General features: G+C 68.6%; 21 protein-coding genes. 3 read left to right on the plus strand and 18 right to left on the minus strand.

Annotated features, from left to right (window positions below):
- Positions 1–135: 135 nt before the first annotated feature.
- Positions 136–1,149, plus strand: coding sequence for an Rv2578c family radical SAM protein (locus ACTWPB_RS25120; protein WP_446222990.1), 1,014 nt, complete (start codon positions 136–138; stop codon positions 1,147–1,149).
- 29 nt (positions 1,150–1,178) lie between these two features.
- Here ACTWPB_RS25120 and ACTWPB_RS25125 read toward each other — a convergent pair whose 3' ends face one another.
- Positions 1,179–1,826, minus strand: coding sequence for a hypothetical protein (locus ACTWPB_RS25125; protein ID WP_446222991.1), 648 nt, complete (start codon positions 1,824–1,826; stop codon positions 1,179–1,181).
- Positions 1,827–2,041: 215 nt separating this feature from the next.
- Positions 2,042–3,316 (minus strand): histidine--tRNA ligase, encoded by a 1,275-nt coding sequence (hisS, locus tag ACTWPB_RS25130; protein WP_446222992.1) that lies wholly within the window; start codon positions 3,314–3,316, stop codon positions 2,042–2,044.
- An 85-nt stretch (positions 3,317–3,401) separates the two neighbouring features.
- On the opposite strand from hisS, the gene ACTWPB_RS25135 reads away from it, so the two are divergent.
- Together ACTWPB_RS25135 and ACTWPB_RS25140 are read left to right on the plus strand one after the other, a co-directional pair.
- Positions 3,402–4,298, plus strand: coding sequence for a peptidylprolyl isomerase (locus tag ACTWPB_RS25135; protein ID WP_446222993.1), 897 nt, complete (start codon positions 3,402–3,404; stop codon positions 4,296–4,298).
- 238 nt (positions 4,299–4,536) lie between these two features.
- The gene (locus tag ACTWPB_RS25140) at positions 4,537–5,088 is read left to right on the plus strand and encodes a hypothetical protein (protein WP_446222994.1); all 552 of its coding nucleotides are present in this window, start codon (positions 4,537–4,539) and stop codon (positions 5,086–5,088) included.
- A gap of 58 nt (positions 5,089–5,146) precedes the next feature.
- On the opposite strand, the gene ACTWPB_RS25145 is transcribed toward ACTWPB_RS25140, so the two are convergent.
- From ACTWPB_RS25145 to ACTWPB_RS25220, 16 genes are all read right to left on the minus strand, one after another.
- Positions 5,147–5,563, minus strand: coding sequence for a DUF4913 domain-containing protein (locus tag ACTWPB_RS25145; protein ID WP_446222995.1), 417 nt, complete (start codon positions 5,561–5,563; stop codon positions 5,147–5,149).
- On the minus strand, positions 5,560–7,392 hold the full coding sequence (locus ACTWPB_RS25150; protein ID WP_446222996.1) for a type IV secretory system conjugative DNA transfer family protein: 1,833 nt from the start codon (positions 7,390–7,392) through the stop codon (positions 5,560–5,562). The genes ACTWPB_RS25145 and ACTWPB_RS25150 overlap by 4 nt, the downstream gene beginning before the upstream one ends.
- 31 nt (positions 7,393–7,423) lie before the next feature.
- Positions 7,424–7,990, minus strand: coding sequence for a hypothetical protein (locus ACTWPB_RS25155; protein WP_378913062.1), 567 nt, complete (start codon positions 7,988–7,990; stop codon positions 7,424–7,426).
- Complete coding sequence (locus ACTWPB_RS25160) at positions 7,987–9,642, minus strand: peptidoglycan DD-metalloendopeptidase family protein (protein ID WP_446222997.1); 1,656 nt, start codon at positions 9,640–9,642, stop codon at positions 7,987–7,989. Before ACTWPB_RS25160 ends, ACTWPB_RS25155 begins: the two co-directional genes overlap by 4 nt.
- Positions 9,643–9,703: 61 nt before the next feature.
- Complete coding sequence (locus ACTWPB_RS25165) at positions 9,704–10,012, minus strand: transposase (RefSeq protein ID WP_056810706.1); 309 nt, start codon at positions 10,010–10,012, stop codon at positions 9,704–9,706.
- 4 nt (positions 10,013–10,016) lie between these two features.
- Positions 10,017–12,446: a hypothetical protein gene (locus tag ACTWPB_RS25170; protein WP_446222998.1), complete on the minus strand. Its 2,430-nt coding sequence runs from the start codon at positions 12,444–12,446 to the stop codon at positions 10,017–10,019.
- Between the two features lie 7 nt (positions 12,447–12,453).
- Positions 12,454–13,950 carry an SCO6880 family protein gene (locus ACTWPB_RS25175; RefSeq protein ID WP_446222999.1) on the minus strand — a complete coding sequence of 499 codons (1,497 nt, stop codon included), beginning with the start codon at positions 13,948–13,950 and terminating at the stop codon, positions 12,454–12,456.
- Entirely contained in the window at positions 13,947–15,395 is a 1,449-nt protein-coding gene (locus ACTWPB_RS25180; RefSeq protein ID WP_446223000.1) for a hypothetical protein, read from the minus strand. The genes ACTWPB_RS25175 and ACTWPB_RS25180 overlap by 4 nt, the downstream gene beginning before the upstream one ends.
- Positions 15,396–15,451: 56 nt before the next feature.
- A complete protein-coding gene (locus ACTWPB_RS25185) occupies positions 15,452–16,267 on the minus strand; it encodes a hypothetical protein (protein ID WP_446223001.1) in 816 nt (271 codons plus the stop codon).
- Positions 16,264–16,872, minus strand: coding sequence for a hypothetical protein (locus ACTWPB_RS25190; protein ID WP_446223002.1), 609 nt, complete (start codon positions 16,870–16,872; stop codon positions 16,264–16,266). The genes ACTWPB_RS25185 and ACTWPB_RS25190 overlap by 4 nt, the downstream gene beginning before the upstream one ends.
- A complete protein-coding gene (locus tag ACTWPB_RS25195) occupies positions 16,869–17,123 on the minus strand; it encodes a hypothetical protein (protein WP_056810720.1) in 255 nt (84 codons plus the stop codon). The genes ACTWPB_RS25190 and ACTWPB_RS25195 overlap by 4 nt, the downstream gene beginning before the upstream one ends.
- Positions 17,123–17,416: a hypothetical protein gene (locus tag ACTWPB_RS25200; protein WP_378913069.1), complete on the minus strand. Its 294-nt coding sequence runs from the start codon at positions 17,414–17,416 to the stop codon at positions 17,123–17,125. Before ACTWPB_RS25200 ends, ACTWPB_RS25195 begins: the two co-directional genes overlap by 1 nt.
- Positions 17,417–17,510: 94 nt before the next feature.
- The gene (locus ACTWPB_RS25205; protein ID WP_446223003.1) at positions 17,511–18,152 is read right to left on the minus strand and encodes a hypothetical protein; all 642 of its coding nucleotides are present in this window, start codon (positions 18,150–18,152) and stop codon (positions 17,511–17,513) included.
- Positions 18,149–19,003, minus strand: coding sequence for a MinD/ParA family ATP-binding protein (locus ACTWPB_RS25210; RefSeq protein WP_446223004.1), 855 nt, complete (start codon positions 19,001–19,003; stop codon positions 18,149–18,151). The genes ACTWPB_RS25205 and ACTWPB_RS25210 overlap by 4 nt, the downstream gene beginning before the upstream one ends.
- 9 nt (positions 19,004–19,012) lie before the next feature.
- Entirely contained in the window at positions 19,013–20,320 is a 1,308-nt protein-coding gene (locus ACTWPB_RS25215) for a hypothetical protein (RefSeq protein WP_446223005.1), read from the minus strand.
- Between the two features lie 52 nt (positions 20,321–20,372).
- Positions 20,373–21,983, minus strand: coding sequence for a cutinase family protein (locus ACTWPB_RS25220; protein ID WP_446223006.1), 1,611 nt, complete (start codon positions 21,981–21,983; stop codon positions 20,373–20,375).
- Positions 21,984–22,177 lie beyond the last annotated feature (194 nt).

The raw sequence follows: 22,177 nt of genomic DNA on the forward strand, positions 1-22,177 counted from the left end.
CGGCGCACGAACGTGGCCCCACACCCTGCCCATCCGCGGTGGCGGCGCATCAGCGCCTCAGCCGATCGATCGGGTCGTCGACAGGCTGCCGAGTTGCGCTTGACAACATAGTCGAACACATGTTCGACTCGTGGAGTGCGGTGGCAAGCCCAGACCCTAGACGCCGATGACGGCGCGTTGCCAGGCCTCACCAGGGCCGGGCTGGTCCGCACGGTCCGCACCCCCGAGTTCGACGGCATCACCTTCCACGAGGTGCTGTGCAAGAGCGCGCTGAACAAGATGCCCGAGAGCTCCGCGCTGCCCTTCCGCTGGACGATCAACCCGATGCGCGGCTGTTCACACGCCTGCCGCTACTGCTTCGCGCGTGGCAGCCACGAATATCTCGGCCTCGACGCGGGCGAGGATTTCGATTCCGAGATCGTGGTGAAAACGAATATCGCCGCGGTCCTGCGCCGCGAACTCGCGCGGCGTTCCTGGCAGCGCGAGGCGGTGGCGCTCGGCACCAACACCGATCCGTACCAACGTGCCGAGGGCCGATACCGCTTGATGCCCGGCATCATCGCCGCCCTCGCCGATTCGGGCACCCCCTTCTCCATCCTCACCAAGGGCCCGCTGCTGCGCCGCGATCTCCCGCTGCTCACCGAGGCGGCCCGGCGAGTCGAGGTGAGCGTGGCGGTGTCGATCGCCATCCTCGATCCCGACCTGCACCACAGCCTCGAACCGGGCACGCCCGAACCCCGCGCCCGACTCGACCTGGTCCGCGCCCTGGCCGACGCCGGCTTCACCGTCCACGTCATGGCCGCGCCGATCATCCCCTGCCTCACCGACAGCCGAGCCCACCTCGAGGCCCTGTTCGCGGCGATCGCCGACGCGGGCGCGGCCAGCGCCGTGGCCTTCCCGATGCACCTACGCGGCCCCACCCGCGACTGGTTCCTCACCTGGCTCGGCACCGAACACCCCGCCCTCATCCGCCGCTACCGCCAGCTCTACGCCCGCGGCGGCACCGTTACTCCCCTCTACCGCGATTGGCTACGCGACCGAGTGAACCCCCTACTCACCCACCACGGCCTCCGCCGAACCCAGGGCCCCACAACCCCGCTCAGTCACCCACCCACCCCGCAGGACACGCAACTCGCGCTGTTCGGCTGACCGGATTCGATCGCGCGCAACTGCCAGGCTCAGCTCAGTGCGGCGACCTCGGAATCGGTGAGGACTACCGGCGAGACACTGTCCTTGCTACGCACCGCCCGCACCGCGCGATACAGCGGGCGTTCGTCGAGACCAGCGTCGCGGGCCTCGGCGCGCAACTGCCCCATCAGCACGTCCGAGATCGCGATGGCGGCGACGAGTTCGCTGGCGGCGAGCGCGTCGGCGAGTTTGCGCAGGCCGAGTAGGTGCAGTTCGCGGCCGCTGCCCACGTCGGTGTACATCGCCAGCGGCACCAATTGGGTGTCGCCGCCCGCGGTGACCCGCAGGACGATGCGGCTGAGCCGTGCCGGGTACACCAGCAGGTGCACGCCGGTGGCGTCGGCGAGGTCGAGAGTGTGTGCGCCGAACAGCCGGTGTGCGCGGATCACGGTGCCGCTCAACCACATTCGCCGTCGCTGGAACGCGAACACGTAGCCGATGGTCGGGACCGCGACGGCCAGCCCGATCAGAATCGCGTACGGCCAGCTCAGCCATACCGCCGACAGCAACCCTGCCCCGACACCGACGCCGAACGCGGTCAGCGCGAGCTTGCGCAACATCGGCGCGAACACCTCGGGCGCCACCAGGTCGATACCGACCGGTTCCGTCGCCGCCGACTGCCCGGACTGCCCGTCCACGATTGCCTCTCCACCCCCACCGGCCCGCCCGGAGTGAGGCGCGGTCAGATTACCGCGCCTCACCGGCCTCAGCAGCCGAGCGCGGGGCCCGGTGGATCTCCCGGCCGGGCGACCCGAGCGCCGGGCGCCACTCGCCAGCCGGGCGGACTCGGCGACCTACCGCCGGGCCCCACGACCGAGCCGATTCAGCGACAGGCCCCGAACCAGCAGCGGACTCAGCGGCCGAGTTCCTCGCGCAGCACCGCGACGACGCCGTCGAGCGGGACGGACCGCTGCTCGCCCGTCGCCATCTCCTTGACCCCGATCGTGTTCTCGGCGAGATCGCGATCACCGAGCACGAGGGCGTACTGCGCCCCCGAACGGTCGGCGCCTTTCATCGCGCCCTTCATCCCGCGTCCGCCGTAGGCCAGGTCGACGCTGATGCCGGCCGCGCGCAGCTCGCCGGCCAGCATGACCAGCTTCGCCTTGGCGGCGTCACCGAGCGCGACGCCGTAGACCTGGCAGCGCGCCGGATCGGCGGCCGACTTGCCCTCGGCCGCGAGCGCCAGCACGGTCCGGTCGACACCGATGCCGAAACCGATGCCCGAGAGCGGCTGTCCGCCGAGTTCGGCCATCAATCCGTCGTAGCGCCCACCGCCACCGATGCCCGATTGCGCGCCGAGCTGGTCGTGCACGAATTCGAACGTGGTCTTGGTGTAGTAGTCGAGGCCGCGCACCATGCGCGGGTTCACCACATACGGCACGCCGAGCGCGTCGAGGTGGGCAAGCACCTGCTCGAAGTGGGCCTTCGCCGACTCCGAGAGGTGGTCGATCATCAGCGGCGCGTTGGCGGTCAGCTCGCGGACTTCGGGACGCTTGTCGTCGAGCACGCGCAGCGGGTTGATCAGCGCGCGACGCTGGGTTTCCTCGTCGAGGGGAAGTCCGAGGAGGAACTCTTGCAGCAGTTCGCGGTACTGCGGACGACACGTCTCGTCGCCGAGCGAGGTGATCTCGAGCCGGAATCCGTCCAGGCCGAGCGAGCGGAATCCGGCGTCGGCGATCGCGATGACCTCGGCGTCCAGCGCCGGATCGTCGATGCCGATGGCTTCGATACCCACCTGCTGCAGCTGACGGTAGCGACCGGCCTGCGGACGCTCGTATCGGAAGAACGGTCCGGCGTAGCAGAGCTTCACCGGCAGCTGAGCGCTCTTGTCCAGACCGTGCTGGATCACCGCGCGCATCACGCCCGCGGTGCCTTCTGGGCGCAGGGTGAAGCTTTCCCCGTTGCGGTCGGCGAAGGTCCACATCTCCTTGCTGACCACGTCGGTCGACTCGCCGACACCCCGTGCGAACAGGGTGGTCTGTTCGAATACCGGCAGCTCGACATGCCCGTATCCGGCCAGTCGGGCGGCGTGGATCAAGCCGTCGCGCACGGCGACGAACTCGGCCGAACCGGGCGGCAGGTAGTCGGGGACCCCCTTCGGGGCGGTGAAGCTGCTGGTCTTGGTCACGATAGTCCAGTTTTCCCCACGGGCGCCCCCCGCGTCCAACCGGTTACCCTCTAGACGAACCTGACGACACGGGAGGAACGCGGTAGTGCCGAGTAACGAACAGCGACGGGCGGCGGCCAAGCGCAAGCTGGAACGCCAGCTGGTACGACGGGCCGAGCAGGAGAAGAAGCGCAAGCGCTTGACGATCGCGGGCTCGGTACTGGGTGTGATAGTCGTCGCGGCCGCCGCGGCCGGCGTGTATTTCCTCACCAGGGGCGATGACGACGCGGCGACGAACGCCGAAACGTCCTCGGCCGTGCCGACGACCCAGTTCGTCAACACTCCCCTGGACATCCCAGGTCCGCAGCCCCCCGCGGCCAAGCCCGCGACCGTCGACTGCAGCTACCCGGTGGGCCAGGAGCCCCCCGCGAAGCCCGTCACCGCGCCCGCCACGACATCGGTCGCCACCGATGGCCCCGAGGTCAAGGTCGCGATCGATTCCACGCAGGGCCCGATCGGTTTGTCGCTCAACAGCGCACAGGCACCGTGCACGGTCAACTCGCTGGTGAGCCTGGCCGAGCAGGGCTACTTCGATAAGACCAGCTGCCACCGCATCGTGGCCACGCCGGGCTTCGGCATCCTGCAGTGCGGTGACCCGACGGCCACCGGCATGGGCGGCCCCGGCTACAGCTTCGACAACGAATACCCGACCGACCTGTTCGCCGCCGGGGACCCGGCGCTGCAGCAGCCGGTGAACTACAAGCGCGGCGTGGTCGCCATGGCCAACGCGGGCACCTCGCCGGAGGGCAAGGGCACCAACGGAAGTCAGTTCTTCCTGGTCTTCGGCGACACCCAGTTGCCGCCGAAGTACACCATCTTCGGCACGATCGACGAGGCCGGACTCGCCACCTTGGACAAGGTCGCGGGTGGCGGCGTCAAGGGTGGCGCGGAAGAGGTTGGGCCTGCCATCCCGATCTCATTCAACACTGTCAAGGTGGGCTGACGACGCTTTCCCGGCGACGACACGGACCGGACACGCTCGCGTGTCCGGTCCGTGTCCGGTTTTCGGGCCCCGACGTGCGAAGAAGATCATCAGAGGCTAGGCAACCCTACGATTCATTCGGCTCGCGCTGCGCCCACCCGCATTTTCTCCGCTGCCACCGGCCCCGCCGGACATCGCACTGTGTCGTGCGCGCGGTACGCTCAGATGTCCACTTCCACAGCAGCATCGGGGAGCAGTCATGGCGGAACTCGACGACATCGGCAGCGAAACGGCGTCCATGATGCGCACCATGCTGCAGATGGCCATCTTGGTCGCGGTCAAGTCGCGTGAACACGGTCAGAAAGACGCCGAGTCACGCGCGAAGGCGATCGAGGCCAAGATGAAGGAAGCGCGGGAGCTGCAGATCCGCGAGGCCCGCGACCTCAAGGCCAAGGATCCGCGCAATGTCGAACTCGGGCAGATGATGTCGGTGGGTTCGTCGAAAACCCCGCAGCGCGGGCTGACACTGGAGAAGGACCCGTCGTCGCCGTTCGCCGCGAGTACGACGGTGGCCGCGACGGGTGTCACCGCACCGCAGATCGGATACGACTCCGCCGAGCGCCGGTCCGCTATCGCCGCGCACCTGCAACGGGCCGGAGTCGCACCCGAGTTGAGCCAGGTACGGATGCTCGTCGAAATGGGGCAGGGCATTTCGCCCGACGAAGCAATTCGCCTGCGCGACGCGGCAACCCGTCACGTCCCAACCAGGGAGCGTGGCGTCGACCCGCGCGGACTCGAACGCGGACGCTGACCCCGCCCCCGGCGGCACCTAAGGGGCCGCCGGGGAACAACGTCAGTTCGTCGCCGAATCACGCCCCGTTGGGACTCTCCTTGTCCCACAGGCCGTCTTTCGGCGCGGTCCACTGATTTGCATCGGGCTTCTCCAGCGGAAGCGATTTCAGCATTTCCTTGTGACCGTTTCGCACACTGCAATATTTGAACGGCCCACGCGGGTCGAACAACTTCGTCATGTGCGGGTCGGCATGGTCGAGGAACCACACGCTGATGCCGGGCCCGCCCTGCATGCGATAGTGCTCCCAGGCCTGCCACAGCGCCGCGAGCCGCACGGCAGCTTCGGGGTGGCGCCACCATTCGGGGCACCACACCGTATCGCTGATGTCGGTCACCTGCCGCTGGTAGATCTCGCTGAGATACTCCTTCACGAACTCCGCGACATCGGAATAGACCTTTTCCTGCTTGTCCGCGCCCGAAATCTCATTACTCACAGCGGCTTGACCTCCTCGATTTCACCGATCTCGTCCTGCGGCGGAATGGATTTCGACAGCGTCGTCGACGGTGAGGTGATCAGATCGTCGATCCGCGTCTTGCGGGTGGGGTCGTTGTCGTCTATCGAGCGCTTGACCGCGTCCGCGTACTCGGATTCCCACCACGGCACCGTGCGCACAAGAACCGCAGGCTGGCCCGAGGTGAACACCACCGCCCGGCCACGCGGGAGGGTCGCCAAGCCCTGCGCGGTGAACGTCACCGAGGAACTGAGCGAACGCGAGTAGCTCTTGCTGTTGCCCGACTGCGACATCGATGCCGAGATCGAGTCGTATTCACCGATCGCCTCGGATCGGTCCCGCAGGAAGGCCATGTCGTCGACACCGCTGCCGAGTACCTTGATGTTGGCGGCCGACCACAGGGCGTTCATCCCCGCCTCGCCCCAGCAACGAGCCCCTTGCGCCCACGACTGCAACACGGTCATCACCACGATGCCGCGTGACCCGAAGTGGCTGTACTGCTTGGGCAGGTCCTTCCAGCGGACCACGTTGGCTGCCTCGTCGAGCACCGCCAGCAGCGGGATCGGCAAGCGACCACCCGAGGACTGCGCGGCTTTGCGCATCGCCACATCGATGACGGCCTCGGTCAGCGCACTGACCAGGGGTGCCGCGGAACCGCGGCCTTCGAGCGAGAGGCTGTACAGCGTTCCATTGCGCTCGACGAATTCGAGCTCGTCGAACTGAAGCCGGTCGCTGTTGCCTCGGGTGATCCAGGGATGCACGTTCGACAGCTGGAGGCAGCGGATCATCTTCTTCGCAGTGCCGAAGATACCGCTCTTGGTTCGCCCTTCGGCGTTGTACTGCATGGCAAGGCCCGACGCGGTGAAGTCGTGGCCTGACTGTCGTAGGTGCTCGATCGGCTCGCTGTTCTGCGAGTCGGTCACCCACTCCCACACCTGCGTGATCGGCTTGCCTGCGATGGCAGCCGCGAGGAACAGACCGGCCAGCAGGTCTTCGGCCTCGGGATCGAAGAAGCTGTCGCGGTTCTCGCCATCGCCGGACTCGCTGTCGGCGAAGTGCCCGGCCAGTCGAGCCGCCCGCATCTCGCAACCCTCCTTGCGGAAGTCGACCCATGCCAGCGGATCCCAGAACCAGGTAGGTCGTTCACCAGCGACACCCTGCGGATCGAACACGAAGGTCGCGCTGCCCTTGGCTTCCCGGACGTTGCGCGTCGCGTCGACGACGTCGCGCTTGTTCGAGGTGGTCAGCACGGGCCCAATCGCGGAGAGGATCGCCGGAATCACCCGCGAGGTGGACTTGCCTTGCCGGGGCCCCCAGATATCCAGGTGGAGATCTTCGTACGATCCGTACAGCGGGGCGCCGTCGGCCACCGCGACGCCGATCGGCACTCCCGGCGCATCGGTGCTGCCGAGCCGCACACCGAGATCCTTCGCCTTCTCGCGCACCCCTGCCTCGGTGATCGACGCGATCGCACTACCACTACCCATGTGCTCGGACTTGTCGTCGACCGCCAACCGCCCCGCGCCCGCACGCTTCTTCAGCTTCTTACGGATCACCACATAGGCAATCGCCGACGCGATCACCAGCAGCACGATCACCGTCGACGCGCGCGGCCAGTGCAGCTTGCCCCGCGCCAGGTCGGCGACCACCGCGATCGGATTGACCGGAATGTTCTGCGGCACAACCGCCAGCGCGTTGCCCAGATGCAGGGCGGCGGCGAGGGTGAACAGCGCCGCGAAGCCGAACACGATCATGATCAGCGTCGTGTCGGGTCCGACCGCGGCCGGATCCGTCACCTTCTTCTTCGCCACGGGTGCCTCCTTGTGTGGACGTGGTTGGTGGTCAGCGGAACGCGTCGAGGCGCCAGCCTTGCGGCGTCTGCACCACGGTCGCGATGACCGTGCTCGGCGGTAGGGCTTCGGTGCGTCCGTTCGGGTAGACGACCGTTTGTTCGATGCCGATCTTGTACTGCGCCACCGTGGGATCGGCGCTCGCGGGCGCCGGCTCCCCCGAGGCGAAGGTGAACGCCTCCACGTGCGCTTTCGCCTTCGCCCAATCGGCCCACTGCAGCGACGGTTTCGGGGTTTCGGTGGCGCCGATCGAACTGTCCAGCATACGTATCATGCTGGGCCCCAGCCATTCTCGCGCGCGCTGCAGCGAGGATCCCGGTTGCTCGGTCGCGGGGTTCCAGGTGTAGACCTCGCGCAGGGCCACGACAGCGACCCCGTCGGGCGTGGTCGGGTCGACCGCGGCTTCGAGCAGGCGGGTGGTGGGGGTGGTCTCGGGACGCGTCGGCTCGGCGTCGCCACCGCAGGCGGGGACAGCGAGCAGGACCACCACGAGCATCACCGCCCCGGTTGTGCGGATTCGTGTTCTCTCCCACCAGGTTATCGCTGGTCGCGCGCTCACAACACCCTCCTCGCCCGTGCGTCGCCGGGTACCGCCACTTCGGCGACACCCCCGCCACCGCGATTGCTCGTCGGTGGTACCGCCTGGATCAGCTGACCGTTGCCCGCGTAGATCCCGACCTGCGTGGGCCCCTGCCGTCCGAAACCGCTGAACACCAGATCACCGGCCGCCGCCTTCGCGATCGGTACCTCCCGCCCGGCCTCCCATTGCTGTTCGGCGGTGCGCGGCAACGAGACCGCGCCCGAGGACGCGGCGAACACCGCCGCGGCCGTCAGTCCCGGCCCGTCGAAACCGCCACCGCTTGGCCCCTGCACGCCGCCACCACCCCACACGTACGGTGTGCCGAGCCAGTCGTGGGCAGCCTCGACGATCTGTTCGCCGGCACTGCCCTGCCCGGGGGTGAATCGGCCTTGCGCGCCGGGCGCCCGGTACTGCGGTTCCATCGACAAGATATTGGTGACGTAGGGCCTGGTCTCGGAATAGTGCGCCGCATACTGATTGGGCATGCCACCGGACGCCAGCACCGCCCCCTCACCGGCGTTGTATCCGGCCAGGGTGAGTGCGGTCAGATCGCCCGAGACGCGGCCCGCGGCCAGCCACCCGGCGATCTTGTTGGCGATCGAGCACATGTAGCGGGCTTGGCCGATGATCGCGTCGCCGTCGTCCCACACGCTGGCCGAACCGTTGCCGTCGGCATCGATGACGTAGGGCTGACCGTCGACGGGATTGATACCGGCCGCCGTGCCCGGCAGGAACTGGGCCAAGCCCTGGGCACCCGCGGGCGAGGTGAGCCCGCGCCGGAATCCCGACTCCTGCTTGGCTTGGGCGGCCAGCAGCGACGACGAGATCTCCGGGCACACCGTCCCCGCCCGGCGATACCAGATCTCGAGTTCGGCGGGCACCTTCCCGTCGGCCAGTACCCCACCGGCGCTACCGAATCCGCGCACGCAGTTCGGATCGCTCGAAAACGCCCGCGCGCCACCGACATCCGGGGTCGGTGCACCGTCGAGCCACGGCATCGGGTCGATCTGACGGCCACCGGTGAACCGGCCACCGGGCACGATCTCGAAATGCAGGTGCGGGCCACTGGATTCACCCGCCGAACCGACCATCCCGATCGGCTGACCCGCGGTCACCGTCTGACCGGTGCGCACCTTGACGCCCGCGTCCCACATGTGGCCGTAGACCGCGGAGTAGGCGCGGCCGTTGGTGTCGACCGAATCCACGACGATCCAGTTGCCGAAACCCGAAGCGGGACCGGCGGCGACGACGCGACCATCCGACACCGAGTAGATCGTGGTCCCGTCGGTCGCGGCCATGTCGATGCCCTTGTGGTCGCCGCCGCGCGAACCGAACACGTCGGAGACGGAGAACGTGCCGATCTCGAGCGGCAGCGTGCGCCGCAGCGGACCGACGCCGGCCGCCAGCACCGGCGTGCCGGTGACCGCCGGATTCGAGGTCGGTGCGGCAGCACTGGTCGCGCCGGCGCGATGGTCACCGCCGAGCTGGGGCAGGGTGGGCACCGACGATCCGTCCAGCACATCGCCGGTCTCGCAGGTCTCATCCGAGGACGGCAACACGATCACCAGCACCAGCGCCACCAACCCGATGACCGAGCCGAGCGCCGTCATCATGATCGTGCGGACGTTCACCGGCCGCCTCCCCGCGTTCCGCGCCGGGCGCCGACTTCAGCAACGCCGGTCGCGGCGGCGTTCATGTGCGGCGCCGGGACTCGTTGAGCGTGTCGGCGAGCGTGCGGTTCATCTCCGCGGCGGCGGCCAGCTGTTGTTGCAGCAGCGCCACTTTGCGGCGTAGCGCGGTGGCATCCATCCGGTCCAGGCTCGGATCCTGGGTCGCGCGAACCCAGTTGCGCACCGAATTGGCGTGCACGCCGATCTGTTCGGCAACCATCCGGCACGCCTCGGATTCGCTGCGCAACTTGTCGGTCAGCGCAACCACCTGGGCGACGGCGGCATTGCGGACCTCTGGCGAGACCCGGCGATAGGACCGGTGCGGCATCATTATCCTACTCACTCCCGTTCGAGTAGTCCGGCAGCGTTGACGACGCCTGCCCTCGAGGGCCTGCGTGGTGACGCTCCGCTGCCGCCTCCGGCCCGCCGTGGGCAGGCGTACCCCGTGGGTTGTCACCGAACTCGCTGAAGCGCTGGTTCGTGTCGTGGATTCCGCTTTCTCGCTCCGACACCGTGAATTCCATGTGGAAGGGGATACCGGGCCTGCGATCCTCGCCGACCTTCAGCAAGAACTTTCCGGTACCGGGCGGCGAGGGCCGCTGCTGGCCGGGCTTGAGCGCCTCACCGGTGAGTGCCTGCGGCGCCGACCAACTGGTCACCATCTCCTGCTCGGCCGAGGTGAACGGCACCGTGGAGTCGAGCCTGCTGATCTCCTCGGCGGGCAACGCGCCGAAGATCTTGGCGCGCGCGCGTTCGAGGAAGCCGATGGCCTTGGCGATCGCGGCGTCCGAGCCGAGCGCCTGCAGGTCCTTGATGGTGTGGCTGATCATGATCAGCGCGGTGGCGAGGCCACGCTGCAGGCGGGTCAGTTCGTCGACGCGGTCGACCATGAAGTCGCCGAGACCGAGCACCTGCCACAGCTCATCCATCACCACCTGGAAGTAGCGCTGCGGCCCGAGGTCGGCGTCGGCCAGCACGTGCGCGGCCTCGACGGAGGCGAACCCGTCGGCCCAGCAGGCCAGCATGACCGCGGCCTTGAGTTTCTTGTCACCACTGGGGATGTGCGAGACGTCGATGCACACCGCGACGGCGCTGGTGTCGATGGGAACACTGGTCTGGCCGTTGAAGATCGCGCCGAACGGGCCCTGGGTGAGCGCGCGCAGCGATCGGCGCAGGCCCTTGATCGCGTTCTGGTATTCATCGGCGTTGTCGGCGCCCGCGTCGAGCATCATCTCGGCGCCGCCGCCGACGATCACCTCGAGCAGGTTTTCCATGATCGGCGGTTTGTCGGGGGTGAAGCCGCCGGGCTGGTAGAGGATGCGCAGCGCGGTGGCGATCAGCGTTTCCTCGAAGTCGGCGACGCGGGCGCCGCGCACCAGTTCCACCAGGCCCGCGATCAGCGTCACCTGCCTGGCCCGCAGATCCTGCAGCACCTGACGTTGCAGTGCGGGTTTGTCTTCCAGGCGCGGCACGACCGAGCCGAGCACACCCGCGGCGAGGGGGTTCAGCTTGCCGTGCCCGTAGCCGAGGTCGATCACCTGACCGCCGACGAGCTCGACCATCTTGCGGTAGTCGGGTTTCACGTCGGCCAGGATCAGCGGGGTGATGCCCTGGGCGATGCCGCCGAGCACGATCCGGCGCACCAGCGAGGACTTGCCGAACCCGTTGAGACCGAGCACGAAAAGGCTGGGCGCGGTGATGAAACTGCCACGCATGAACCAGTTCATCGGATCGAAGCAGACCGGGGCGCCGGTATGCAGATGCGAGCCGAGCGGGGTGCCGATCAGCGGCGCACCGGCACCGACCGACCACGGCCACAGGCCCGCGACCTGGGCGGTGGTGGCCCGATACTCCACCGGGCGGCCGACGACGTTCATCTTGCCGCCGCCCGCGCCCGAGTAACCGCGGTCGGTCAATTCGGCGGTGGTGCGGTCGAATCCGTCTTTGACGACGGCCTCGGTCCGCGCCTGCGCGTTGTTGCGACGCAGGTCGTCGGTGTGGATACGGAAGGTCGCCCAGGCCGCGCGCAGACCCGACTGCTCGCGGGCGATCATCTCGTAGCGGGCGCGGGTGGCGTCATCGAGCAGCGAGGGACCCGACTGCGCACGGCGGTCCGGCTTGGTCGATTTCGCGGATCGACCCGCACCCATCGCACGGTCGGCGGCCTCATCGGGCCGGATCGCGCGAACCGCCTTCGCGGGCCTGGGCTTGCGCTTGCTCAGCTTGGGTTCGGCCTGCTTCGGCCGCCGACGCGGATCACCCTGGGGGCGTTGGTGTTCCAGACGTGGGCCGTGGTCCTCGTCGCGCAGCCCCCGTTCGGCCCGCGCCCTGGCGGCGCGCTCGGCATCGGGATGCGGGCGCCGAGTGCGCCGCTCCCCCGCACCTTCGCGGCCCGCTGCTCGCGATCCGTCACCGCGACCGCGCGTCTGGTCACCACGGGAACGAAGGCGGCCGTCCTCGTCCTCGCGCGGGCGGCGCGGTTCCTCGCCGCGCGGTCGCGTCGGGCGGCCTCGGTCGGCACGCGGTTCCTCACGCGATCTGCGCTCGCCCGGCGGACGTTCTTCGGTCGTGCGCGATCCCCGCGCCGAGCGCTCGCGCTCGTCGCCTTCGATGCGCTCGTCGAGGCCGAGCACGTCCTCGCTCACGCGCGGCGCGCTCCCCGCGGGCCGTGGCTCGCGTTCGCCGCGAATGCGCGGCGGCCGGTGGACCGGGCGCAACGCGACGTCGTCGCGATCGCGTACCGGGGGTTCGTATTCGCGTCCCATAATCGCCTCACCCCGCCAATGCCTTCGGAATGGTTGCGTGTTCGGGCAGGATCACGCCGCAACCGAGAGAGGCCGCGAACGCGGCGGACTGGTAGCGGTAGCAGCGCCGGATCTTGAGCCGGGCCTGCGTGGAGAGGTCACGGGTGATGGCTTCGATCCGGGGCAGGTCACCGCGCAGCGGTTCGGTGATGGTGACCAGCGCGCCGAAACGGGTGACACCGTGTCCGCGTGCCTGCTCCTCGCGAGCCTGCTGGGTGGCGCCGACTCGCAGCGTCGCCGCCGCCGAGACCACACCACGTTCGCTCTGCTGTGCGACGAGCGCGTTCTTGAAGTCGTCGTCGACGATCTCCGCGGCATCGGCGGCCGAATGCGGCCGGTAGACGATCGCGATGCGTTTGCGTGGCACTTCGGGATTGGGCGCGAGCAGTCGCTGCAGCACCCGTTCGTCCACCGCGCCCTCGGGCGCCGCGTCCATCTCCCAGGTCACCGAGCGGCCGCCGTCGTGGATCAGGTGATCCCACTTCTCGTCGTAGGACACCGGACCCGCGTCGTCCCAGCCGAGGCCGTGCCCACCGGGATCGGCCGCGGCCACCTCGAGATCGGCCTGTGAGGCCGGGTCGTAGCTGCGGCGGATGAAGGAGATGACCTCCTCCGCCGCCATCGGCTGCGCCCGCACGCCCGCCTCGGCCAGCGCCGCGCAGATACCGGGCAGCCTGCGCCCGATCTCCACCGCTTCCTCGGCCGGGTTCTTGCGCCGCTCGGCGGTGGTCGCCTTGAACGTGATCGCCACCCGCGGCAGCAATTGCACCCGCTCCTGCGGCAATTCGGTGGCCAGCTCGTACATCACCTGCTGGGCCAGCTCGGGGGCTTCGGGGCGGGTGATCGTGGAAACCTCGTTGAGCAAGCGGTTTCCGGTCTCGGGCACCGTGTCGATCACCGGCACCACCGCGACGATGTCGCTGGTCTGCCCGACCGAGGCGAGGAAGGTACCCCAGGCCGCGACCCAGCGATCGATCACCGGCTGGTCCACCGCCTCGTGCCCCTGCGGCCAGGCCCGCAACACCACCGTGTACTGCGCGAACGCGGGCAGATGGATCATCCCGAAGTGATAGCCACCGGCGTCGATGCCTTCGTAGAGTTTCGACGGAGCGAGCAGCCCGGGCAATTTCGTGACACCGCCGGGGATCCGGGAGAACCGGCCGCCGCGATACACGTGCTCGCCGTTGTTGCGCGAGCGCCTCCAGTTGAACATCATCAGTCCCGTCTCATAGCCCGAGCGGCCCCCCGTCCGCCACACCAGGGGCACCATCACCAGCGCGCCGAGCCCGCCGACGATGAAACCCCATGTGAATCCACCGACCATCGCACAGATCAGTGCCGTGATCACCACCACGAAACCGATCACGGTCTCTTCCCAGCGCAGGCCGAAAAGACCGGCACTGCGGGGTTTCTGCCACAGCCCGTACGAGCGGCGCTGGTAGGTGTCGGTCGCCGATGTGGTCATCGCGGAATCGTGCTCCTGCCGAGGTCGGGTGAACGATTCGCCCAGCGGTCACCGGCGACGTCGCCCATCGATTGGTCCGCGCGGCCGGTGGTATTGGCCGCGGTCCGCGCGGCCGCCACATTGCGCGCGCCCGCGGGCACCGCCCCGGAACTGGTCGTCGCGGGTGCGGGAGCACCCCCGCGCGGTGGTGGCATGGGTCGCGGCGCACCGCCGCCTCCGCCACCCCCGCCGCCGCCGGGCCCACCCGGCCGCGGCCCCGCACCGCCACTGCCGAAGTAGCCCGCCGAGCCGGGCGCCGCCACCGGCCGGGAGGCGACGGCCTTGGTACCGATCGCACCGAGTCCCATCGCGGCGACCGCCGTACCACCGGCCACCATCAGACCCGATCCGCCGGTGCCGACCGTGGCGACGGCCGGCGCCACCAGGCGCATCAGCGCGGGCAGCACGAACGCCACGCTGCACAGCAGCACCAGCGCGACCAGCATCCGCTGCGCGTCCTCACCGCTGGGCAACCCGCCGGACTCGGTGGTCTCGTCGACGTGGCCCGCGGTGGTGAACGCGATCATGTACACGATCGCGGCCACCGGTTTGAACAGCATGAACGCGATGATCCAGCCGACCAGCTTCTGATACGACTGCTTGCCGGTCCCGGTCGCCGAGGCGGCCGCGGCCAGCGGCAGCACGCCCGCGGCGACCACCAGCAAGCCCTGCCGAACGATGGCGAGCACGATCTGGGCGAGCGCGCCGAGCAGACCGACAATGGCGATGATCAGCACCAAACCTGGCGAAAAGGCCTGCAACTTACTGGTTTTCACCATCAACTCGGCCATGTTCTTGGCATTGCCGCCGGTGGCGTCTTCGATGATCCACTCGGAGAACTTGTCCGAGGCTCGCGTGCCCGCGACGATCACCGCGCCCAGCATCCACGAACTGAACACCACTCTGGCGAACAGGCGGAACGACTCGGCGGCCTCGCTCACGGCCGCCCCGCGTCTGGCCTCGGCCAATCGCCCGCCGGTAATGATCACCGAGGCGATCAACAGCAATATCTGGATCTGATAGGTGTAGTCGTTGATCTTGGTGAACAGTGCCCCCGAGTCGCTCACCGCCTCGTTGGGCACCTTCATCCAGAAGGTCAACGCCAGGATCAGCGCCTCGCCGAGGCCCTTCATCAGCGAGTCGACCACCTTGCCGAAGGTGGAATCCCACGCCTTGTCCTTGACGGCGGTGGCCGCTTCGCCGGGATGGGAGGCGGCATTGCCCGCCTTACACACCGCCGACGCCGCGTCGCCGAGCGAGACTCCGGGGATCGCGACACTGTCGAGGGTGTCGTGCAATTCGTTGCACGCCTCGTCGAAGCCGTAGGTCTGGCCATAGGCCACCGTCGGCGTCGCGATCATCACGGTGAAGATCACCGCGAAAATAGTGACGATCCGCCTCAGCATAGTTGGCACCCCTCGATGGTCCGCGCGGAGTCGATCCGGGCTGTGCTGTACCTCGATCACCATGTCGTCCACCCCGCCAGCGATTCCACGTACTCGGTCTGGGTATTTGCTGTCGTCGACGGTTTGAGCCGCCAGTCACCGGCGTCCCACACCACGATCATCCGCATGGCGGCGTATAACTGCTTGCCGTCGATCACCGGGCCGCGCGAGGCCAGCCGCACGATCGCCAGATCCTCGGCGAAGTCGTCGATCTTGAACGCGTCGGAGGCCACGAAGTACCGGGTCACCTTCTCCGGCTGCTGTTTCGGCAGCCGCTCACCCGAGAGCGCGGAGTCGTAGGCGGCCAATTGCGCTGTGCTGACCCGCAATTGCGTCACATACAGGTCGCGGTCGGCCGGGCGGGCGTTGAGCCGGTAGGTGATCTGCGCGGCGGCCAGCGCGGCGCCCTGCGGTGTGCGCGCGTAGCCGACGGCCAGTCCGTCTTCGATTCGCGACGGCCCGTCCGAGGTGGAGAACGGCACCGACGCGCCGTAGACACGCTGCCAGCCATGCGGTTTCTTGGTGCCCTCCGGCGCGCCGGTCAGCCAATCCGGGTCCGCGGCGGTACGTTGCGTACCCGGTTGCTGGGCCAGCGGCTGGCCCGCCGGGTTGTTCGGAACGTCCACCCGCCTGCCGAGCAGGTCGACCTCGGGCTCGGCGAATCCCGTTCCGCCCGCGGCCTGGGCGGGCGGTGGCGCGAAGTCGGCCTCGCTGGCGCCGTCGCGAGTGAAGTACACGACGGCGCCGACGACCATGATCAGGGCGAGCAGGGCACCGGAGGCGATCATGCCGAAGGACGCGCGGTCGCGCGTGCCCGGCTCCTTCTCGCTCACTGCGGTGCCTCCAATGTCACGATGTCTTGCGGTAATTCGTCGATCGGGTCGACCGGTCGGTCGACCGAGCGCGGATCGGGTAACTGCAGTCGCCAGTCTCCGCCGTACCAGCTGACCGTGGTGTGGTTCACCGCCCGTGACCGGTCGGAGTATTCGGTGTAGACGTCGACTGTCGTTCGCTCGTCACGATATTCGGTAATTTTGTAACCCAACAATTTCGGCGCGTACTCCGCCGTGGCGGGTCCGGTGATCGACAGCTGCACTCGGTTGATCGCCCACTCGTCACGCGCCGGGCCAGGGACGAGTTCGGCGTTCACCACCTGGGCCCACTGACTGTCCGGTGCCACCGACAACCGGATGGTGTGGGTCAGTGCCGCCAGCCCGGCCCCGCGCGGGGAATGCTCGAAACCCGTCGCGGCGCCCTGGCTCACCGTTGTCGGGCCCTGGTCGGTGTGCGGCAGGGGGATGCCCTGGTAGTCCTGCCAGCCGATCCCCGTCGGGGCGGCTGTCAGGTCGGGGCCGGTATCGCCACCGCCACCGCAGCCGACGGCTGCCGCGAGCAAGGCGATACCGACCGCGACCGGTCGTGTCACTGTGGAATTCATGCCGGCAGGAAGGCCAGCGCGATCGCGGACGCGGTACTGGCGACCGAGGCACCGATCAGGCTCATCAGGACGCCGTGCGAGGCGTCGTTCACCGCCAGGTCGCTGCGGAACGCGATCCACAGTCGACCCGCCGACAGGATCATCCAGGCCAGGCACGACAGCAGGACGAACCAGAGCAGCCAGTTGAGCAACTGCATCATCGGCGCCAACACGTCGGCCGGGATCTGCTTGTAGGCGAGCACGGTGATCACTAACCGATGACCGCACTCATGATCGTGCCGGCGCTGGTCGCGACGACGCCACCGATCATGGCGCCCGCCACCATCTTCGGCGACTCGAGACCACCACCGGTCCAGCGCTCCCACGCGAACTTGCCGCCCGCGTAGGTGATGCCGCAGATGCCCGACAGCAGGACGAACCAGGTGAGGTAACGCACCAGCTGCAGGATCTTCTCCGAGCCGGGGGGAGCTTCCGGAGTCGGATTACCGACCTGGGCCAGCACGGTGCCGTACGTGTCCTGCACGGCGAGGAGGATCATGCTCATCGGGTGCCTTTCTCCCACTGTAAAGGTGTTGTGCCACAAACACTTCGACGACGACACACGTTTGTACACCACCGACCGGCAACCCGCCCGGCGTTCATGATCGACCCTCGCCCGACGCGGCCGCGCCGAGACTCGTCCGGATCGCGGCGACCACATCGGTACCGAGGTCACCGATTTCGACCGGCACGTCGTCGAGCGGATCGGGGCGGCGTTTCTTGACCGCCACCTCGTCGCCCGGCGACCACACCGGAAGCACGTCGGACTCCACCAGAGTCCATTCCTCGAACCACGGCACCTGCCAGACGTGCCCGGCCAGCGAGCCGACCACCTCCCGGTAGCGCCGGATCTCCGGTGCCATCCGGCCCGGGCGCGCGGCGACGGTGATCATGCCGAGTACCAGTGCCGGGCCTGCGAGCCCGGCGTGGTGCTGGCGCAGCAGATCGTGCGCGCGGGTGAGTCCGGAGATGGTTTCCCTGGCGACCAGGACGACATAGGGAGACTCGCGGTCGAAGACACCGGGCCAGCGCCCGCGCGCGTCGGCGGCGGGGGCGAGCACATGGGACAGCGTGGTCGCGCCCGCGCCACCGTGCACCCCGAGCAACCACAGCAGCGGCGCCCGGCCGACCCCGGGCACCGGACGCTCCCAGATCTTGGCGCGCAGCGATTCTGGCGGCGCGACTACACCGGCGGGGGCGTCCGGTTCACGACGACGACGAAGATTCATGGCTGCCGTCATGATGCCACCCCGGCGAGCAAGCTCGCATACGCCGAACGCGTCGCCTCGGCGAGCTCGGCGTGGCGAACGAGTTCCCCGCGCGCGAGATGCGGATCGTAGGGGATCTCGACGACCTCGCGCACCCAGCCGGACAGATGCTCGCGCAAATGCTCCGCTACGCGCGAGTCGTCGTGCGAATACTGGTGTGAGACAACGATGGTGGTATCGGCGACCACCCCGGCGCCGTCGTCGCCGTAGTGGTCGTCGAGCCATTCCAGGGTCACCCGCAGCCGGTTGGCGGCGTCGACGCGGGCCGGAATGGCGAGTACCAGTGCGATATCGGCGTCGTCGAGCAGGGGTCGCAGTTGCCGTCCGGCAATCGGGTTGCCGCCGTCGTATACCGCCGTGTACCCACCGGTGTCCAGTGCCCGCGCGACAGTGAGAAATGTCGCGCGGCGGCGCAGCGGGGTCGCATCGCGCCAGAGCAGGCCGAAACCGGAGGTGGAGCGGGAAAGGCAGTCCTCGAGCGGTGCCGGTTCGTCGTCGCCGCGGCCGTATACCCACGACTGCAGGTTCACCGGATGCAGGTGTTTGTCGGCGCCGCGCAAGGCGATATCGCTGCCCGCCGCGGTCGCGTCCACCGCCACTGTCGTCGCACCCGCGGTGACCAGTTCCGCGGCCAAGCCGAGCGCCGTCGTTGTCGTGCCCGCACCGCCGCACCCGCCGACCACCAGGATCGGCCTGCGGGTGCCGTCGCGGCGCTCACCGTTGCGGCGCCGCAGCCGCACCACCGGAGCCGGATCACGCGCCAGGTCATCGGACGGGTCCCCGTCGGGGGCCTCGTCGAGCCATCGGCTCCAGTCGTCTGTCATCGCCTCTCCTTACCCTGCCGCGATGCCCGTGATGAGCGTGCGATCGCCGACCAGCGCGGTACGCACCGATTGCTTGGTGTAGGTGGCCGGTGCGCCCGCCGGCCGGAACTCGGTGACCTCCACCGTGAACCGGTCGGCCGCGACAGTGGTGATTCGCACGCAGTGGGTGGTCCCCACCGGGATGGTGTCGATACCGCGCTGGATCACGGCGGCCGGCGAGACATCGGCGTCGGGAGTGACCACCGCTCTGGCCTGCTCCCCCGATCGGGTCACGTAGTAGGCGTACTGGAAGGCGAGGACGGCGTCGGGGCCCGAGTCGGTGCCGCCCGATTCGGCGCTGCGCAGCACGATCTCGGTGCGTTCGGTCGGGCACGAGCCCGCGGTGTCGGCGGTGAGGTTGCCCGCGGTGAAATGCAGTGGTGGGGCGGCATCGCGGGCGGTGTCGTCGCCGCCGCGTCCGAAGAGCAGGAAGAACACACCGGTCGCGGCGAGGACGAGCACGAGGACCGAGACCGCGAGGACCACCCAGGCGCGCTGCCGTTTCCGGTTCGCGCGCAGGGCGCCGGAGGGTTCGAGGATCCGGGCGTTGTCGTATTCGTCGGCGGCCGCATCAGGCCAGGGGAATTGGACGAGTTCGGCGTCGTAGTCGTCGTCGGGGCCTGGTGCCGGGTCGGCGACCCAGTCCGACCAGCCGCCGGTGAAGTCGCTGCGACGTCCGGCCAGTTGTGCGGGAGGTGGTGGTACCGGCTCGGGTTCGACCGGGTAGGCCGGCTTCTCGTACTGGGCCGCGGCGACATCGACGGATTCAGCTGTCACGTCATCGAACTCGGCGGCCCGGTGGAACTGATCGACCTTCGAGCCCGGCAGTGGCTGAATCCGTCGGCGGCCCCGGTCGTCGACGGCGTTCGGCGCGGACTCGCGATTCCAGCTGTCCTGGTCGTCGACGGCGTTCGGCGCGGACTCGACATGCCGGCCGTCCTGGTTGCCGGCTTGCGGCTCGGACACGACGTTCCAGCCATGTGGGTCGCCGGCACCTGTCGCCTGATGCCGCGCGTGCCGGCTGTGCGGATCGCCGGTGGTGTTCGGCTGATCGTCGAGGGCGAGGCTGAACGGTACCGGCTGACGCTCCCCCACCGTGGCCTGCTCCGGTGTCGGCTCGGCGGTCGGGGTGAACTCCGAACTCGCCGAATATCGGTCGATGCTGTCGTCGTCGCCTGCCACCGGTTCGGTGGTGTCCGGGCGCGCGGGGGCACCGGCATCGGTCTCGGGCTCCAGCGCCGAGTACCAGCGCGACAATTCGTTGTACGACTTCAACATTCCCCCCTTTCCACGGCGCCGGGCACAGTTCGCATCGAAGACCTCTCGGTGATCAGTTCACAGAGAACGGACGGGTGATGGGTGCGGTGGTTACGGGTGTCGCGGCAGGCGGAGTCGTCGCGCCGCCGGATGAGGCGCCATCGGCTCCTGTCCCGAATGGAAATTGTCCCCCACCGGAGGGTTTGGGTGTCGTAGACGCGCCGGTCCGGCTCGGAAATATTCCCATACCACGCGAGTCGGACCCGCCGACCGGTACCGCACCCTTCCCGGAAACCCCTGCCGCGTCGCGGGCGAGGGCGGCGAACCACTCGCCGACGTACTGCGTCGGCGTCGCGCCGTTCGCGCCGACACCCATACGCGAGTACGCGTCATGGCGTTGCAGCGTGTTCCAGTAGCGCACCCAGGTGGTGACATCGAGGAGTTCGGAGTTGTCGGTCACGTTCTGCTTGACCGCGGTGAACGCCTCGTTGACCAGCCGCACCCCGGTGGTCGGCGGCACGAGTTGTGGGACCGCACCGGCCAGTTTCGTCCCGAGCAGCGTCAGCCCAGCCAGTGGATTCGACAGTGTGGCCGTGGCCAATTCGCTGATGCTCGCCGGGCTGATCACCGACTTCACCACGGTGGCGACGGCGTTGAGCCCGATCATGCCCACCTTCAGCAGTGCGTGATACGCGGCGTTCACATCGAGCTTGCTGCTCGGATCCGAGGCGTCGGACAATCGCTGTGAGATCGACTTCTTCGGCGAGATCGACACATCGGCCACCGTGGCGCCGGAGATGTCCTCCTCGACCACCGCGGTGGCGGTCTTGATGGAGGTGAACGCCAGCGCCTGCGCGATCGAGGTCAACGAGCCGATCGGATCGCCGCCGGACAGTTTCGACTGGCTCATGAGATTGGTGACGGCCCGCACGATCGGCGCCCCCTGCGGCGCGTCGCACGCGAGATCGCCGGTGGCACAAAAGCTTGCGACGCGACCGGTGAGCTTGCCGAAGTGGTCGGCCTGATCACTGTGCGGGGCAAGTCCACCACCGGACGCGATACCCTGCCGCACCGCACCGATGGCGTTCAGTGCCTCGCCGGAGGTTCCCGGTGCGGCCAGCGGCGACGACCGGTCGGGCGCGCCGGGGAACAGTGGCGCGTTCGCGGCGCGGGTCGGGTCGGCGAACAGGGCGACCGCGGCGACCTTGTCCGCGGACAATGCCCCGGTGCCCGCACCGACCTCCTGGGCGAACAGCGAGGCGACGTGGGCGCCTTGGGAATACCCGACGACCGCGATACGGGTGTCCGGGCAACGCTGCGTCACCTGGGTCGCCATCGAGCGCAGTCGCTGCAAGCCCCCGGCGACCGATTCCGTGTACGGCACCGCCCCACCCTGTACCGCACCGCCGAAACCCGCCTCGTAGGGCACGTAGGCCCGATCGACGAGTCCCGCCTCGGCCGCACCGGCCAGCATCGGGCGGAACACCGTGGACAGCATCCCGGTGTCGGTGCTCGGCGCCGCGTCGGGCGAGGACTCGCCCGTGCCCTGAATCCCCAAGGCGTACAGCGCCGGACACGCGGCGATAGATACCTGTGTGGACGGCGTGGTGGGTGTACCGTCTTCCGCGCCGGCCACCCCCGCCGTAACCGACAGCGAAGCGACGGTGAACGCGATCAGCGTCACCGTGAGTCGTGTCGTGCACCGAGCCATATCGATCCGCATCACAGTCCGTTTCGGCTGACCAGTGGAACGTTGAAACGCACTAAACCGTAACAGATTCCGGGTAACCCAACCGCTGCCCTAATCGGCCCTTTCACTGCCTCCAGCAAACCCGCTGCGGCCGGCAACCTTTCGGCGACCGACCGGGCAGACAGCGG

Source organism: Nocardia sp. IBHARD005, from assembly GCF_052814245.1.